Source organism: Paenibacillus whitsoniae (assembly GCF_003955665.1).
In the GTDB taxonomy this organism is placed as follows: Bacteria; Bacillota; Bacilli; order Paenibacillales; family NBRC-103111; genus Paenibacillus_E; species Paenibacillus_E whitsoniae.
Genome location: NZ_RXHU01000022.1, coordinates 20791 through 36386, shown reverse-complemented (window position 1 = coordinate 36386; position 15596 = coordinate 20791). Strand labels below are relative to the sequence as shown.

The following is a 15596-nucleotide window of genomic DNA, read 5'->3' as shown; positions in this document are numbered from 1 at the left end:
TATTTCTCTAATTTTTCATCTCGATTTCAAATTTGCCAACCATATGGCCTAACTGTTCTGCAACGGTAGAGAGCTTGCCGGCATAAGTGGAAATGCTCTGCAAGGAGGATTCCTGCGTCAATACCGAATCCATAATTTTGCTTGTGCTGTTTGCGGTTTTCCTTGAGATGCTTTCCAATTCGCCCATCATGGCTGTCACTTGCTCTGTACTTGCAGACATCTCCTGAGTAGCGGATGAAATATCCAGCACTTGATGCGAGACGACCTGCGAGGCTTCCCAAATGTTGTTGAACGATTCGCCGGTGCTTTTGGCAATGTCCAGTCCTTTTTCGGTTTCGTCCGTCCCTTTCGTTACGTAGGTTACGGCGCTGTAGGTCTCCGCTTGAATGTCGGCCACAAGTGTTTCAATCTGGCTTGTCGAATTTTTTGATTGCTCGGCCAGCTTGCGGACTTCATCGGCAACAATCGCAAAGCCTCTGCCATGCTCGCCGGCTCGGGCGGCTTCAATGCTCGCATTAAGCGCCAGCAGGTTGGTTTGAGCCGTGATGTCTTTGATAAGGCTGAGGATGTCGCCGATTTCGCCCGATTTGGACTCCAACAGCTTGATTGCGCTTGCCGTAGAAATCGAATTTGTATTAATAAGTCCCATTTGATCCGAAATGCTTTGAGCTGCCGCATTGCCTTCCTCGGACAAGTTTTTCATATCTTGTGATGCATGGGCCACTTGACTTGCGTTTTGCGCGATGGCTTGCAGCGAAGCGGCAATTTCCACGACGGAACGACCGCATTCTTCTGTAGACGTTTTTTGCTGGTCGACATGCGTATTCATGTCCCGGATTTCCGTTGTGATGAGTTCGAGGCTGCGTCGGTTGTCTTCCGTGATGCCGGAAAGCTGGTTAGATGTTTCGGCCACATGGGTAGCGGTCGTCTTGATACTCGTTAAAATGTCACGCATATTGGCAAGCATCGCATTGAATGTTTGATTCAATTCGCCGAAGCCGCCTTTTTCCTCAAGCGTAAAATTGAACTTGCCGTTCGAAGCTTGCTCGATGCCACGCATCAATTGATTAATCGGCATGAGCGTACGCTGCGCGACAAAGTATTGGGCACCACCGCAAATGACCAAGGCGATCAAGAGCAGGATAATCGAGCTCAGCAGGAACGATTTTTGGGCTTCAGGAATCATTTTGGCGTTCACATCCACAGCAAAGTAGGCCGCCACATTGCCGCTATCGTCCATAATCGGGTAAAGAACACTGACCCAAGTACCGTAATCATCGCTGTAAAAAGAAGTGAAGGTTTCGGTTTTGGTTTTCAACATGCTTCTTAAACCGTTGGCAATTTCTTTCGGCTGCTCGTACATATCCCCGATTTTCAGGCCTGCTTCTTGAAAGGCCTTTACAACGTGACTAGGGAATGCAATCAACGATGTTTTGTTGCCGTCCTGCAGCTCAACACCGAATATGTAAGCCTGCGCGACATTTGCATTGAAGGCGGTGTAGCTGTCAAACAGCTTGGTTAATCTCTGTTGCTCGCTGGCATCATACTTTTTATCGCTTAACGCGCCTTGAACATCTTTGTATGTGATGCCTTGGGCCCACACGGACGTCATATTATGGGTTTGCTCTCTGAGCGTTTTGGTTAATAGATTACTTTGAAAATAAGCGCTGACAGAAATCAGCACCACGCCGATGACAAGTAGATTCAGCATGGAGAATAGTAGGTTTTTGCCGAAATAGTTCTTGGTTTTCAACTTCACTGCACTCCTTAAACGGTATTTGAGGTGACTTGCCAACTGGAAATTCGGGAAATTCCTCCAATCTTCAACAATTTTTTCAGGCAGCGACATAAAAAAAAGCCTGTCCCATGAGCTCGGGATAGGCTTGCTATCACAAACTGGCGGTTTGGCAGCCGTAGCTTTGAAGCTTTAGGCCCATAACTTTGCGCCCTTACCTTTCGATAAGTTTGCCATTTGCAGTTTTTTTTGCCTGATAAATTATAAGTATTATAAATTACCAGAACATTCCTGTAAACACCAGTAATTTAGAAGATTTGTAAACAAAGAGTGAAAACGGTTTCTTTTTGGCTATAGATAACTGTTGTCAAAATCTATACAGTTATGATAAGGTTGAATCACAGAGATAAGGATTTTGGATAGGGAAGAAGAAGAGGAGAAACTGTGCAATGACTACAACTACAACGAATAATCAGCATGCCGTCAGGCTAGCCCTGCTGCTCGGTTTATTTTCCACACTCGGGCCTTTTACCATCGATATGTATTTGCCGGCTTTCCCACAGATTGTGGAGCAATTCGGTACGACAGCCTCACTCGTACAACTCAGCTTGACCGCCTGTTTGCTGGGGCTTGGCGTCGGTCAGCTTGTGATGGGCTCGCTAAGCGACGTCCACGGCAGGCGCAATCCGCTGCTCATCTCCATGGCTATTTATGTCGTCGCCTCATTAGCTTGCGCCTTCTCGCCTAACATTTGGACGCTAATCGCATTTCGGCTCGTGCAAGGCTTTGTCGCTTCAGCGGGGATTGTCATTTCGCGCGCCATTGCACGCGATCTGTTCAGCGGGCATGAGCTTACTAAATTTTTCTCGCTGCTCCTGCTTGTCGGGAATTTGGGTCCGCTCGTGGCTCCGGTGACCGGCAGCGGTGTGCTCTCGCTTACGAGCTGGGTCGGTGTCTTTATCGCGTTGTCGCTGCTGGGCATTTTCCTGCTGGCCTCGACCAAGTGGGGGCTGAAGGAGACGCTGCCTGTGGAGCGCCGCAGTCCAAGCAATTTCATGCAGCAGCTGAGAAACTACGGTTCGCTCTTGCGCGACCGCACGTTTACCGGTTACATGCTCGCACAGGGGATTATGATCGCAGGCGTTTTTGCATATGTATCCGGAACGCCTTTCATTTATCAAAATATTTATGGAGTTTCGCCTACCGTCTTCGCTCTTTTGTTCGGCTCTAACGGGATTACCTTGATCATCGGTTCCCAATTGGTTGGACGCATGGCACACCGCGTGTCGGAGAAGACGTTCCTGGTGTTCGGCTTATGGTTGGCCGGTGTCGCGAGCATCGCGGTGTTGTTAGTAGCCTACTTCCACGGCCCACTGTACGCGTTGGTTATTCCGCTCGTGTTCTTCGTAGCCTCCATCGGGATTACCTCCACAGCGGCGTTTCCGTTGGCGATGGAAAGCCAGGGGCATATGGCTGGCAGTGCGGCTGCGTTGATGGGCGTCATTCCGTTTTTGCTCGGCGCCGTCGTTTCACCGCTCGTCGGGATTGCCGGGGAAGATACGGCTGTTCCGCTAGGCGTGCTCATTTTGGCGACGAGCACTGCGGCGATGATGTCGTACTTCCTTTTAGTGAAGAAGGGGGCGCGTCAGGAGGCTTGACGTGTATTTAATTTCATCTTGTTTTTTTCATAAATTTCTGGCAAAATACAAGTAACTTTTCGGTATGTGTAACTGGCGAAACGTGGAGTACCACGAGGGAGCACATACGTCATACGGCCGATCGCCTGGGCAGAGGTAAGGGGAACCATTCTCCTTGCCTCTTTCTGTTTTTATCACGGTGGGAGGATGAGAATGATGAACAATAGTCCAATCATACTAGACGGAAATTGCGTCGCTGCGGAAATTAAAGAGAGGTTAGCGCCACGCGTTGCCAAGCTTGGGGCAAATGGCATTGTGCCGTGCCTGGCAACGATTCTTGTCGGAGACGATCCGGCGTCGGCCACGTACGTCCGGATGAAGGGGAACGCGTGCAAGCGTCTCGGGCTTCGCTCGATCCGGATTGATCTGCCGTCCGCAACCACGACGGAGGAACTGATCGCCGCCATTCGGGAGCTGAATCGGGATCCGGCGGTGCACGGGATTTTGCTCCAACACCCGGTGCCTGGTCACATCGATGAGCGTGCGGCATTTGACGCCATCGCGATGGACAAAGACGTCGACGGGGTGACGACGCAGGGCTTCGCGCAAACCGCCTTCGGCTTCGCTGCGTTCCCTTCTTGCACACCGGCTGCGATTATGGCGATCCTGGCGTATTACAAGCTGCCGGTTGCCGGCAAGCATGCCGTAGTCATCGGCCGCAGCCCGATTCTGGGCAAGCCGGTGTCGGCAATGCTGCTGAACCAGGATGCGACGGTAACGACCTGCCATTCCAAGACCGAGGGTCTCCCGTCGTTTGTGCGTTCGGCCGATATTGTTGTGGCCGCGGTCGGCAAGCCGAATTTTGTGCGAGGCGATTGGATCAAGCCGGGCGCGGTCGTGTTAGACGCGGGATATAATCCAGGGAATGTCGGCGATGTGGATTACGAGGCCTGCCTGCCGCAAGCCTCTGCGATTACCCCGGTACCGGCGGGTGTAGGGCCTGTCACCATCGCGATGTTAATGAAACATACCGTGGATGCTGCGGAGAAAGCGTCGGGAACTAATTGAATTTTTGGACGTTTTCCATGCGAGGCAGCCTCCCGCTCTTCCGGAAATTCTCCATTCACTTCCCCGGGCTTTATGAGTAACATAAATAAAGAAAACATATCTTATTTTTAATTTTTGTGATAATCTAAATTATTATAAATTTTGAGGTGAAGATGAATGCAAGTAACTGATGTCCAACAATCCGCATTTTCCAGAACAAACCCTTTCCCGGCGAAAGTTCTCAAGAATGTTAATCTGAACGGAGCCGGTTCGAATAAAGAAACGCGACATCTTGAACTATCGCTCGCAGGTTCCAATCTGACCTATCTTCCAGGCTATGCGCTGGGAATTGTCCCTCAAAATGATCCGGAACTCGTCGCTGCGCTGCTGGAAGCTGCCCAGTTAGACGGTACGGCGTCCGTTAGCATTAATAAGGAAGGCGACACGCTGTCCCTGCAAGATGCGTTAACGAATTACTTTGAAATTACGCTGTTGTCCAAGAAAATTTTGCAGCAAGCCGCGTCTTTCACCGAGAACGAAGCGCTTAAATCGCTCTTGTCGGCTGAAAATGCCAACCAATTGAAAGAGTACACCAATGGGCGCGATTTGCTGGACATGGTGCAGGACTTCGGGCCGTGGAAGCTGTCGGCGCAAGATCTCGTATCGCTGCTGAGAAAAATGACGCCGCGCCTCTACTCCATCGCGAGCTCCATCGCCGCTCATCCGGATGAAGTGCACCTCACGATCGGCGCAGTGCGCTACAACGCTCACGGCCGCGAGCGCAAAGGCGTGTGTTCCGTGCAGGTCGCCGAACGCGTTCAGGAAGGCGACACGCTGCCGGTGTTCGTACAGCTCAACAAGCATTTCCATCTGCCGGAAGCAATGGAGAAAGACATTATCATGGTCGGCCCTGGCACAGGCATTGCGCCGTTCCGTTCGTTCATCGAGGAGCGCGCGGTGACCAAGGCGACAGGCAAAGCATGGCTGTTCTTCGGCGACCAACATTCCGCGACAGACTTCCTGTACCAGGAAGAACTAGAAAAGTATCAGCAAGACGGTGTATTAAGCCGTATTGATGCCGCGTTCTCGCGCGATTCGGAGCAGAAGGTGTACGTACAGCACAAAATGCTGGAGCATAGCCAAGAATTGTTCGCCTGGTTGGATAAAGGCGCCTACTTCTACGTCTGCGGCGACAAGACGAACATGGCCAAAGACGTTCATGAAGCACTGCTGCAAGTTATCGAAAAAGAAGGCGGGCTGAGCCGCGAAGCGGCGGAAGCGTACTTAAGCGAGATGCAAGAGCAAGGGCGCTATCAGCGCGACGTATATTAATGATCGAAGAGTGACGGATGCCGTATATACGGATATCGCGTCGCTCTTTTTTCTTCATGATTCTTTTAGTCTAGCAGGATGATGCCCGTTAAGCAGTTATGGTAAACTAGAGGTAATTCTGACAAGGGGTGAGGCAGATGTCCGATCAAGACGAGCTTTCGCAGCGTCGAAAAAACAAACTCAAACTCATTCAATTCAGCAAAGATGATCAAATGCTGGTAGAATCGGAGAAGCCGAAGGAGACCTTTGCGGACGTAGGGGGACTGGAGGAGGTGAAGAAAAAAATTCGCATGAATTTTATTCTTCCACTCAAGCAGCCCGAAGTGTTTGCGGCCTATGGCAAAGAAGCCGGGGGAAGCTTGCTGCTCTACGGGCCTCCGGGCTGCGGGAAGACGTTCATTGCCCGGGCGGTTGCCGGCGAGATTGATGCGAATTTTATGCATATAGAATTGCAAGCGATTCTCTCCATGTATGCAGGGCAGAGCGAACATAATCTGCATGATATTTTCGAAAAAGCCAGAGAGAATAAGCCTTGCGTTATTTTCATCGATGAGCTGGACGCGATGGGCGGAAGCCGGCATCAGATGAGACAGCATCACGACCGGATGCTTGTCAATCAACTGCTGCTTGAGCTCGACGGGCTGCAGGCGAATAATGATCAAGTGTTCGTCATTGGCGCAACGAACACGCCGTGGTATCTCGACTCTGCCCTGCGTCGGCCGGGGCGGTTTAATCACCTCGTGTTCGTACCGCCGCCGGCGGAAGCGGAACGTGAGGCCATTCTTGAACTGAAGCTTGCCGGCAAGCCGATGGGCAGCTTAAAGTTGGCCAAGGTTGCTGCGCAGACGAAGTTGTTCTCGGGAGCGGACCTGGAGCAGGTCGTCAAGGATGCCGTAGATTGTGCGATGGAACGGACATTTGAAACGGGCGAGATTCAGCCGATCAGGCAAGAGGATCTGCTGGCGGCGGCCAAAGCGCGCAAATCGACGACGCTGGAATGGTTCGCGACGGCGAATAATTATGCGACGTTCAGCGATGTCAATCATGACTACAAAATCGTGCTTGATTACATCAAGCAGCACGGCATTAAATAGTCGGCGGAGGTGGAAACGATGATAGCCGATCCGTCGACACAAGCGGCGTATGCCGCAGCTTTGCAGCTCATCAACTGGAAGCGGTATAAGGAAGCGCTCGCGGAATTGGACAACATGTTGCAGCAAGATCCTGAGGATCCTGACGTGTATGCGCTGAAGGCCCGCGTGTATCTTAAGCTGAGCGATTATGACAAAGCGCTTTACCAAGCGAAAGAGGCGCTCAAGCGTAATCCGGAGCATCCCCATGCCTGGATCGTTCTCGTTGGGGTCTATTACGAAACGGATAATGAACGCGAATTTGAGCGTGCCCTTCCGGAAGCGCAGCGCGTCGATCCCTATGAGGCGCATTATTTTTTTCTGAAAGCGAATCGCTTAACGAAAAAAGGCAAGTTCCAGGAAGCCAGAGTGCAATTGCTCCAAGCCGTGGAGCTTGAGCCGGAAGCTCCGTTATACTTGGCTATGCTCAGCTATCTGGAAGCGCTTCTGGGGGACGATGACGCTTCCAAGCGATTGGAGCGCCAAGCCATTCAATACGATGCGGAAGCTCCGCTTGTGCTGCTCTATTTGGCTTGGGCGGCTTCCCGTCGCGGAGATTACGATAAGCAAGAGTCATATATGCGTACGGCTGTACGCCTGAATCCCGAATCCAAGCAGTTTCAGGATGAATATCTGGAAGCGCTGCAGCATAGCAACCGCGTGTATCGCATCTTCCTGGCGCCTTCCCGGCTTATTCGCAAAATGAAGCCATGGCAAATTTGGGTCGCCTGGATTGCCGCGTGGATCTTGTTCAAGCCGTTAATTCTGCTGTTTATCCTGCTGTATGTCATTACCCACTGGGTGACCAAAGGCATCGTGCATGTGCGCGTATTCGGATGGAGACGCAGAGGATAAAGGAAGAGAGACGCGCCGTCTGGTTGGACGGCGCGTCTCAATCTAATGCAGCGAGGGGCCTTGCTGCGGTGCGATGGGATGCGCTGGTTTACGTGGAGCATGTGCCTCGAGCCTGGAATCCGAACCCCGAACCCCGAACCTTCGAACCCCAAAGCCCAATCCGCGATCCGCGATCTGCCAACCCCGAACCAGCCCCCGGAACGGGAACCTGTATAACCTACATCAAACTCCTTAAATTTTCACCATCACAGGCGAAATCCTGCAAAACCTACATCAAAAATACGAATCCAGCCGCATTTTAGCCCCTTTTTGAGAAAATCACCAAAATTACATGTAGGAAATGCAGGAAGTGCACCTGCGTAACAGGAAAACTGCCGATTTTCATGTACAAAATGCAGGTTCATCAAGATTCACAGCGGCTCCCACTCAAGCGTTTCGCAAATCTTCGCCGATAATAGCACCGTTGAGCGTGGAGACAAGTTGCTGCTGCTTACTTCATGTTCACATTGTTCACCGAGCGTCAGCTTGGGCAGAATCAGCTGTTACGAAAAAGGCAGCCGCATATTTGGCACACCTGTCGCACAGTAGGCTAGCAGACTAAGCCAAAAACGCCTGCAGCAGCGTGCGGAACGTCGGCTCCAGCGACTGGGCCATCCGCTGAAAGCCAAGATCTGTCGGATGCACGCCGTCGACCGTGCAGTCGCTGAAGTCGTCGCCGAGCAGCAGCGAGCCGTCGTAGAAGTGCAGGTTGCGGTCGCCCGCCGACTGAAGACGTTGGACGGTGCCCCGCTGAATGTCTCTCCGTATTTCGTGCAGGCGCAGCACCTGCGGATCAAACCGCTCCTTCGCGTAGCGAATTTTGGAGACAACCAGAATCGGCGTTTCCGGGTGGCGCTCGCGTAAAATGCCGATGAAGCCCGGCAGCGTATCAGCCATCCCTTCGGGGGTGACGTTCGCTTCATAATCCAGTACGAACATGGCGGGATCAGCAATGCCCGCGATCGTTTGAGCAACCTCGGGTTCGCCCTTGCCGTTGCCGGAGAAGCCGAGGTTCACAAAGGTCATCGGCAGCATCCGGCTCAAAATGTTCGGATATGCCATGCCCGGACGGGAGGCGCAGCCGCCTTGCAGGATCGACGTGCCGTACAGCACTATGGGCTTGTCGCTCGCGAGCGCCGGCGCTGCGCTCAGCTCGGCATCCGGCTCGAGGCCGATCCAGACCTCCTCGACGCCTTGGTACAGCGGGAAATACAGGTTCACGCAGAACTCCCGCTTTTCGTCCCAGTTATAGAAGGAAGCTTCGTACGCATCTTTCGTATGATCGAAACGCGCTGTCGTCCAGAACTGCTCCTCGCCCGGTTCGCCGAGATAGCAATCGAAGCCGCACTGTCCCGTGGCGGGCATGTGATACATATTGCCGGGGCCGGTCAATTTGACGCGAATGGACAGCTTAGCCGAGTTGGTGCGGAAGCGGATTTTGCCGCCGGCGGTGCAGTTGGCCAAGCTATCCACGGCAGAAGGCAGCGGGTGTTCGGGAGCAACCGGCAGCCGGCGGTACTTGCCTTCATCTGCGAGCCAGGCGAAGCCGTCAATCCGAAATGGCGCTGCGAGCGGCGAATGCCAGGCCAGTCCCTCGTCTTGAACCTCTTCAATTTTCATATTTCGATCAAGCTGTGAAGCTTGGATCGAACGCGATGGTTGTGTGATGACGGTAACCTCCTCAACGGGAATTTATTCCTATGAACTTAACGTTAGCCTGAGTCAGGTGAGGTGTCAAGGCGGAATGCCATTCGCGGGTATTCGATCGGGCTGGATCGGACGCGTAAGAACAGCCGGGAAACGGTGCGCAACGAATACAGCGCCGGCGGATTTGTGGCGCATCAAACCGAAACCCTCGACCCGTGATGGGGGCGAGGGTTCTTTTGGTTGTCGACAGGACTTATGAAGCTGTTGCGAAATAAAAGAAAGTTCATTTTTGGTAATTGAGTATGCGTGATGCCGCCCTTAGCTCTGATGTTGACCGTGATGATGGTGAGTACCTTGCTGTCCTTGCGGCTGCGCATGTTGGTGCCCATGGTGATGCTGGATGTGCTGACCATGATGACCATGGTGGACGTGATGCGGATAATGATGTGGATGAACCGCGTGATGATGGTAATGATGCGGATAATAGGGCAGGTGATGGGCAGGAATGTAGACGAGATGATGCATCGGATGATGAACCGCATGATGCATGGGGTGGTAGCCGTGCTGAACATGTGGATGATAGGCATAGGGATGCGCAGGGTAGACGGAGTGAGCGGTCGTGCCCGGATAAGCGGCGGGTTGGGTGTACGACGAAGGGAGTGTTCCCGTTCCTGTTGTTGCGGCCATGCCCGGCTGCGCGAAGATCGGCATGTTATCGCCGGTTACGATTGGCGGTTGTGCGGCTGGAAGCGGCATGGGGGTGACGACGGCCGGCGCTTGCTGCACCGGAAGCTGCGCACCTCCCCAGACAGGTGACGGCGAGGTCATTTTGTGAGCCTCATTACGGGTGTTGGAAGCATACAGCGGAAGATTATCTTCCGTTAAGATTGGATGGTCAGTCATCGTGGTTCCCCTTTCGTTGCAAGCATACGCTATCTTATGCACCGAGTAAAAAAACGGGCACATGCGGAGCTAAATTTTTTCCACATGTATCCAGTCCCCAATTTTGGCGATGAGCGGTTGGTTGTACCGGCGCCTGGTCCATTGTGCAAAGTAAGCGAAATCCGGATGAACGAACCGATCTGTGAACGAAGCGGATACAGTGCTTTCCGGGAGGCGCTGCTTATTGAGAATCGTCATCACATCTTCTGCCGAAGCGACACCCAACCCATAGCCGTGTCCGAAAAAACGTTCGTCGTCCAGCATCACAACGTTCTCGCCCTTTGCCCACGGAATGGCCGGATCATAGTCCGGGTTCTGGACGTAGAGGATATCTCCAGCGACAGCTTCTTGGATAGGGCGGCGGTCGATCAGTTGGAGGTCGCGCTTGGCATTTTCATCGAACAAGAATAGATCGGTGAACAGCGCATCATAGTGGTGCTTTTCGATCGTGTCCAGAAGACCTTTATGCAGTACAACGATCACCGCCATGGAGCATTCGAACGCATAAGCCTTACCATTTGCAAAAATATCTTGAATGGCATCATGCGGCGATGCACCGCTTCGCAGCCTGAACTTTCCTTCTCTCGTCCGGTCCCAGTAGACCGGATTGCAGAAGGAATGCTCAAAATCGGCAAAATAAGCGCCGCTTTGGCTAAGCGCCCGCGCCGCCTCGACGATATTCGACCGCAAGGTCAACTCGAATAATAAAGTTGCCGCCGAATCGTAGTGATAACGCAGCGGACTATTGTGCTTTGTGCGAAAAACGGCGTGGGTTCTCTCCGTCAAGATTCCGGTTCCGAACGTAACTTTATTTGTACCTCCAACGACAATCATGTGCGTCTCCCCATTTGTGCAGGCTTTGCATGCGTTTATCTTTGCCTATTTTTATGAGGAGAGATGACGTTGTGTGCTTATGAGCAAATAAAAAAACTGCAGGAGCTTCTTAACGAAGCGGCTGCAGTTCTTTTGGCTTTCGAATAGGCTTTCTTTGATCCGGCAATTAGAAGCGGCGAGCGCCAGCGGAGCCGGACAGTTGCTGCTCAGCGATTTGCACAAGACGTTTGGTGATATTACCGCCGATGTAACCGGCTTCGCGCGTCGCTAGGTTGCCGTTGTAGTCAGGGTTAAGCTGAATACCCAGTTCTTGTGCGACTTCAAACTTCATTTGATCAAGTGCTGCTTTTGCTTGTTGAACTACCAATTGATTGTTGTTGTTAGCCATGGAATGAAACACTCCTTTTCTGTGGTGTTTTAGTATCATGCGCAGCATTTTTAAATCTATGCAAGGCTGGGACGAAGTTACGGGAAAATTTTTTAGTCCAGCGCTTTGCCCCTTTGCAATCAGATAAACGCACCCGCCCCTAAGTGTGGCGTGAGCCCTTTATTTTACATATTCCGTTCGTTTCCAGGAAAACATATCTCTAACAAATTTATCGGTTAACCGGGTGAAACTTATGTTTTCTTTCTTTCAATTTCTTTTCAAAGCGAGGCCGAAAGTGAGCCGCACGGCTGCCGGCCAATCCACTACCTATTCGTTCGTTCCCGAGCTTAAGCAGATGCAGCAGCAATTGCATACAGCCTTTCGAATGTTCCCGGATTTCGTCTCTCGAGAGCTGCAGACTGAGCCCACCCTTGGCATCTACTATTTAAGTAATTTGGTTGACGGCGATATATTGCTGCAAGAGCTGTTTCATCCTTTGCTGCAAGCGGTCGGTTCGATGACGCCTGAGCAGTTGGTGGCCTTGCTGCCGATCTGCGAGCCGTTGCCCGAGCCGGACTGGGAAACGATGCAGCAGTATCTATTGCGCGGCTGGACGTATGTTCACCTTGACGGCTCCTCTGTCGGCATCTTGGCCGACACGGCCAAAGTCCGCGAGCGGTCGCTGATGAAGCCGGAAAACGAAAGTCAAATTTTGGGGCCACAGATTGGATTCTCGGAAAGCTTGCAGACGAATATTGCGCTAATCCAGCAATATTTGCGTCATCCCGATCTTTGTGAAATCGGCATGACATTAGGGGACCTTACCCAGACGGATATCCGGTTGATCTATATCAGCAGCCGGGCGGACGCGGCCATCGTCAAGCATGTATATGATAAATTGCAAGACTTGGCGTTGGAAGCGCTGGTAGATACGACGATACTCGTTCAGTGGCTGGAGGATAGTCCCGGATCGATCTTCCCGCAGCTGATTACAACGGAGAGGGTGGACCGAGCCATCTTTCCGCTGCTTGAAGGTAAAATTGTCGTCGTGGTCGACGGCAGCCCTCATGTGATGGTCGCGCCTTCGACTTTTTTGGATTTTTTCAAGTCGATCGAAGATTATTATGCCAGATGGATCATCGGCCTGTTTCTTCGCGGGCTGCGGATTATTGCGATCGGCATTTCGTTTTATGCAACTGCCATTTATGTGGCGGCACTTACGTATCATTATGAAATCATCCCTCAAGCCGTGCTCGTCCCTCTCGCCCAATCGCGCGCCAGAGTGCCTTTTCCTCCGCTTGTCGAGGCACTTATGTTGGAAACAATTATCCAGCTGCTCAGCGAAGCAGGGGCAAGACTTCCTACCAAGGTCGGGCAAACGATGGGCATTGTCGGCGGTATCGTTATTGGTCAAGCCGCGGTGCAGGCCGGGTTTACGAGCAATATTTTGATTATTATCGTAGCTTTGAGCGCATTGTCGTCGTATACCACACCGATCCTTTCGATGGCGTTTACGATCCGTATCATTCGTTTCCCCATCATTATTTCCGCAGGCGTATTAGGGTTGTTCGGCATGGTGTTCAGTACGACGCTGCTAATTATTCATTTGCTGCAGCTATCGAGCGCGGGGCACCCTTATTTTTATCCGCCATATGCAATCAAGACGAAGAATAAGCGTGACGGCATTCTACGCATCCCTTTTCCATTGACTCCGAGGCGGTCGGTATTTGCCAATATGGCGGACAATCCGCAGAAGGGGAGTTCGGATATCGATGAGTAAATCGCGGCTGCCCTATATGTACAGCAGCTTTCTCTTGGTCTTCCTCATCCATGATGCCCAAGTGGGCGTTGGTCTTCCCGGGTTTCAAAGGTTTGTGTACAGTTATACCGGGCATGATGCCTGGCTGGCCGTTCTCGCGGTGGGCCTCGTCAATCAATTTGTGGTATGGCTGATGATCCGAACGCTCATGAAATTTGGGGATAAGGACTTATACGACATTCATGTCATGGTCTATGGAAAAGTGATCGGATTCACAATGAACCTTGTGTATATCGGGTATTTTGTGTTCGCCATGGTAATCGAACTGCGGAATTATGTGGAAATGATTCAGGTATGGTTGTTTCCGACCGTTCCGCAGTGGGTGCTGTCGCTATTAATAAGCTGCGCCGTATTCTATGGGGTAAGAGGAGGGCTAAAGACCGTCATAGGGACGAGCTTTGTCTTCACCTGCATGACGACATGGTTGGTACTGCTTCTCTATTTCCCCTTGCGGTATTCGGAATGGAACCGGATGCTGCCGTTAATGGAAGCCAATGGGGGGCAATTTGCAAAAGGCATGCTTGCCACCAGCTTCGCCATGATCGGCTTTGAAATCCTATATTTTATTTATGCCTATGCGAAGGAGAAATCGAAAGTTCAGCTTTATTCGCAGTTGGGACTCATGAGCGTCACGTTGTTCTATACCTCTGTGATGCTGGTGTCCATCGTATTTTTTAGCGGAGGTGAGCTGCTGAAAACAAATTGGGCTACTTTCACAATGCTGAAAGTGATCAAGCTTCCATTTCTAGAAAGATTTGAGTTTATTGGCGTTAGTTTATGGCTGATGGTGATCTTGCCGAACTTGCTGTTTTTTTGTTGGGCAGCTACCAAAGGGTTGAAACGCATTTTTTCCTGGCAGCAGCAATATTGGCTGTATCCGGTAATAGGCGTTGTTACTTTGGCGTCTTCGTTAATAAATACGCGAATTCAAATCTTAATGCTTAACGACTTTTTTTCCAAGTGGTGCGTATATCTTATCTACGCATACCCTTTGGTTCTCTATGCGGCTGCTTGCGTTTATGTTAAAAAGCGCAAAATGAGGTTGGGTACGGGAGAAGCGCGTTCATGAGAAAATTCAATATCATTTTCTTTTTGGTGGTGGTTATGTCCTTGCCGTTATCTCTGCACATGAAGAGAAATGTGCTTGAAGATTTGGGCATGACCATTGCTGCCGGGTACGATGATCTGGATGGGGAGAACATAAAAGCGACGTACATTCTGCATCAAATCGACCCCAATTCCAAAAGTCCGGTCATGCGGCTAACGTCCGAAGCGATCACCAGTAAGGGGGCGCGGGCAGCGGCCAACCGTAAATCGCATAAAAAAATTGTGTCAGGCCAATTGCGAGTGGCAATATTTAACGAAAAGCTGGCCAAGAAAGGCATTCTGCCGCTTGTGGATACGTTGTTTCGCGATACCTCCATTTCGAGTACGCTCTTTATGGCGGTCAGCAAAGGGGATGTGGAGGAAATTTTGATGCACCGGTATCCAGAAATCCCGGATGTCGGCGCCTACATTGTCGAGAACATTCATCAGAACATTATTCGGGAACAGTTTATTTCAAGTACGCTTCATGAATTTCTGTCGAATTACTATTCGCTTGAAGATCCGATGATCCCGCTGCTGGAACGCAAGGGGGATGCCGTCGAGCTTAGGGATGTGGCGGTTTTCCTCGGAGATCGCATGGTCGGAACGGTAAATCCGAATGAAACCTTTTATCTGAAACTGATTAGGGATCGCTATAAAGCCGGAAGTATTGAATTATCGCTCAATGCGGAAGACTTTAGGAAAGTTGCCCCACAGCTTGAAGTCAAGAAATTGCGAGTCGTGGTAGAGAACATTCAAAGCAATTCCAAGATAAAGCTCATCAGTCAAATGCCATTGAAATTTCGAGTAGAAGTTAAGATGCAAGGCATAATAACGGAAACTTCGGCTCAACTTGATCTTGGGAAGGCCGAGGTGATTGCCGTGCTTGAAGAGGCGATTAGCAAAAAGGCGGAAGCCGACGTGCAGCACTTGTTTCAAAAGCTAATCACGCTGGGATCGGATCCGATTGGCTTTGGCGAAGTGCTGCGCAGTCAAGTATATCATACGAAGCTAACAAGTGATGCGTGGCACGAGATGTACAAAACCGCCTCCTTCGACGTTCGTTTCAACACCCGCATAGCAAGGTCGGGGCAAGTGGAATAAGAGGGCAAGGGCTTCTCAGCGT

Annotated in this window: 14 protein-coding genes and 2 riboswitches; of the genes, 9 read left to right on the top strand and 5 right to left on the bottom strand. The window is 51.3% G+C overall.

From position 1 onward, the window contains the following. Positions 1 to 7: 7 nt before the first annotated feature. The gene (locus EJQ19_RS08070) at positions 8 to 1753 is read right to left on the bottom strand and encodes a methyl-accepting chemotaxis protein (protein WP_164716377.1); all 1746 of its coding nucleotides are present in this window, start codon (positions 1751 to 1753) and stop codon (positions 8 to 10) included. Between the two features lie 142 nt (positions 1754 to 1895). Continuing rightward, positions 1896 to 1980: riboswitch (cyclic di-GMP riboswitch) on the bottom strand. 204 nt (positions 1981 to 2184) lie between these two features. On the opposite strand from EJQ19_RS08070, the gene EJQ19_RS08065 reads away from it, so the two are divergent. The 5 genes from EJQ19_RS08065 to EJQ19_RS08045 all read left to right on the top strand — a co-directional run bounded on the left by EJQ19_RS08065 (position 2185) and on the right by EJQ19_RS08045 (position 7736). Next, on the top strand, positions 2185 to 3393 hold the full coding sequence (locus EJQ19_RS08065) for a multidrug effflux MFS transporter (RefSeq protein ID WP_126140694.1): 1209 nt from the start codon (positions 2185 to 2187) through the stop codon (positions 3391 to 3393). A 58-nt stretch (positions 3394 to 3451) separates the two neighbouring features. Next, positions 3452 to 3531, top strand: a riboswitch (ZMP/ZTP riboswitch). A gap of 57 nt (positions 3532 to 3588) precedes the next feature. Continuing rightward, positions 3589 to 4440: a bifunctional 5,10-methylenetetrahydrofolate dehydrogenase/5,10-methenyltetrahydrofolate cyclohydrolase gene (locus tag EJQ19_RS08060; RefSeq protein ID WP_126140875.1), complete on the top strand. Its 852-nt coding sequence runs from the start codon at positions 3589 to 3591 to the stop codon at positions 4438 to 4440. A 156-nt stretch (positions 4441 to 4596) separates the two neighbouring features. Continuing rightward, a complete protein-coding gene (locus tag EJQ19_RS08055; protein WP_126140693.1) occupies positions 4597 to 5751 on the top strand; it encodes a sulfite reductase subunit alpha in 1155 nt (384 codons plus the stop codon). A 137-nt stretch (positions 5752 to 5888) separates the two neighbouring features. Continuing rightward, positions 5889 to 6845, top strand: coding sequence for an ATP-binding protein (locus EJQ19_RS08050; protein ID WP_126140692.1), 957 nt, complete (start codon positions 5889 to 5891; stop codon positions 6843 to 6845). A gap of 18 nt (positions 6846 to 6863) precedes the next feature. Next, positions 6864 to 7736 carry a tetratricopeptide repeat protein gene (locus EJQ19_RS08045; protein ID WP_126140691.1) on the top strand — a complete coding sequence of 291 codons (873 nt, stop codon included), beginning with the start codon at positions 6864 to 6866 and terminating at the stop codon, positions 7734 to 7736. A 597-nt stretch (positions 7737 to 8333) separates the two neighbouring features. Here EJQ19_RS08045 and EJQ19_RS08040 read toward each other — a convergent pair. Continuing rightward, the gene (locus tag EJQ19_RS08040) at positions 8334 to 9395 is read right to left on the bottom strand and encodes an SGNH/GDSL hydrolase family protein (protein WP_126140690.1); all 1062 of its coding nucleotides are present in this window, start codon (positions 9393 to 9395) and stop codon (positions 8334 to 8336) included. Positions 9396 to 9506: 111 nt separating this feature from the next. Between EJQ19_RS08040 and EJQ19_RS32805 the strand changes: the two genes are divergently transcribed. Then, positions 9507 to 9641 carry a hypothetical protein gene (locus EJQ19_RS32805; protein WP_277600932.1) on the top strand — a complete coding sequence of 45 codons (135 nt, stop codon included), beginning with the start codon at positions 9507 to 9509 and terminating at the stop codon, positions 9639 to 9641. A 99-nt stretch (positions 9642 to 9740) separates the two neighbouring features. Here EJQ19_RS32805 and EJQ19_RS08035 read toward each other — a convergent pair whose 3' ends face one another. The 3 genes from EJQ19_RS08035 to EJQ19_RS08025 all read right to left on the bottom strand — a co-directional run bounded on the left by EJQ19_RS08035 (position 9741) and on the right by EJQ19_RS08025 (position 11586). Continuing rightward, on the bottom strand, positions 9741 to 10325 hold the full coding sequence (locus tag EJQ19_RS08035) for a hypothetical protein (protein ID WP_126140689.1): 585 nt from the start codon (positions 10323 to 10325) through the stop codon (positions 9741 to 9743). A gap of 69 nt (positions 10326 to 10394) precedes the next feature. Further along, positions 10395 to 11198 (bottom strand): protein-glutamine gamma-glutamyltransferase, encoded by an 804-nt coding sequence (locus EJQ19_RS08030; protein WP_126140688.1) that lies wholly within the window; start codon positions 11196 to 11198, stop codon positions 10395 to 10397. 166 nt (positions 11199 to 11364) lie between these two features. Further along, a complete protein-coding gene (locus EJQ19_RS08025; RefSeq protein ID WP_126140687.1) occupies positions 11365 to 11586 on the bottom strand; it encodes an alpha/beta-type small acid-soluble spore protein in 222 nt (73 codons plus the stop codon). Positions 11587 to 11860: 274 nt separating this feature from the next. Here EJQ19_RS08025 and EJQ19_RS08020 point away from each other — a divergent pair, with 274 nt between their 5' ends. Genes EJQ19_RS08020 through EJQ19_RS08010 form a run of 3 tightly spaced genes read left to right on the top strand, consistent with a single transcriptional unit; the run spans position 11861 to position 15574 of the window. Next, the gene (locus EJQ19_RS08020; protein WP_164716376.1) at positions 11861 to 13345 is read left to right on the top strand and encodes a spore germination protein; all 1485 of its coding nucleotides are present in this window, start codon (positions 11861 to 11863) and stop codon (positions 13343 to 13345) included. Next, positions 13338 to 14453 (top strand): GerAB/ArcD/ProY family transporter, encoded by a 1116-nt coding sequence (locus EJQ19_RS08015; RefSeq protein WP_126140685.1) that lies wholly within the window; start codon positions 13338 to 13340, stop codon positions 14451 to 14453. The genes EJQ19_RS08020 and EJQ19_RS08015 overlap by 8 nt, the downstream gene beginning before the upstream one ends. Further along, positions 14450 to 15574, top strand: coding sequence for a Ger(x)C family spore germination protein (locus tag EJQ19_RS08010; RefSeq protein WP_126140684.1), 1125 nt, complete (start codon positions 14450 to 14452; stop codon positions 15572 to 15574). The genes EJQ19_RS08015 and EJQ19_RS08010 overlap by 4 nt, the downstream gene beginning before the upstream one ends. The last annotated feature ends 22 nt before the right edge of the window (positions 15575 to 15596 follow it).

What these genes read in the sequence shown, in the direction of transcription:
- EJQ19_RS08040 (WP_126140690.1), bottom strand. Translation starts at nt 9,395, where the DNA reads ATGAAAATTGAAGAGGTTCAAGACGAGGGACTGGCCTGGCATTCGCCG.
- EJQ19_RS08025 (WP_126140687.1), bottom strand. Translation starts at nt 11,586, where the DNA reads ATGGCTAACAACAACAATCAATTGGTAGTTCAACAAGCAAAAGCAGCA.
- EJQ19_RS08010 (WP_126140684.1), top strand. Translation starts at nt 14,450, where the DNA reads ATGAGAAAATTCAATATCATTTTCTTTTTGGTGGTGGTTATGTCCTTG.
- EJQ19_RS08035 (WP_126140689.1), bottom strand. Translation starts at nt 10,325, where the DNA reads ATGACTGACCATCCAATCTTAACGGAAGATAATCTTCCGCTGTATGCT.
- EJQ19_RS08055 (WP_126140693.1), top strand. Translation starts at nt 4,597, where the DNA reads ATGCAAGTAACTGATGTCCAACAATCCGCATTTTCCAGAACAAACCCT.
- EJQ19_RS08050 (WP_126140692.1), top strand. Translation starts at nt 5,889, where the DNA reads ATGTCCGATCAAGACGAGCTTTCGCAGCGTCGAAAAAACAAACTCAAA.
- EJQ19_RS08015 (WP_126140685.1), top strand. Translation starts at nt 13,338, where the DNA reads ATGAGTAAATCGCGGCTGCCCTATATGTACAGCAGCTTTCTCTTGGTC.
- EJQ19_RS08060 (WP_126140875.1), top strand. Translation starts at nt 3,589, where the DNA reads ATGAACAATAGTCCAATCATACTAGACGGAAATTGCGTCGCTGCGGAA.
- EJQ19_RS08065 (WP_126140694.1), top strand. Translation starts at nt 2,185, where the DNA reads ATGACTACAACTACAACGAATAATCAGCATGCCGTCAGGCTAGCCCTG.
- EJQ19_RS08030 (WP_126140688.1), bottom strand. Translation starts at nt 11,198, where the DNA reads ATGATTGTCGTTGGAGGTACAAATAAAGTTACGTTCGGAACCGGAATC.
- EJQ19_RS08045 (WP_126140691.1), top strand. Translation starts at nt 6,864, where the DNA reads ATGATAGCCGATCCGTCGACACAAGCGGCGTATGCCGCAGCTTTGCAG.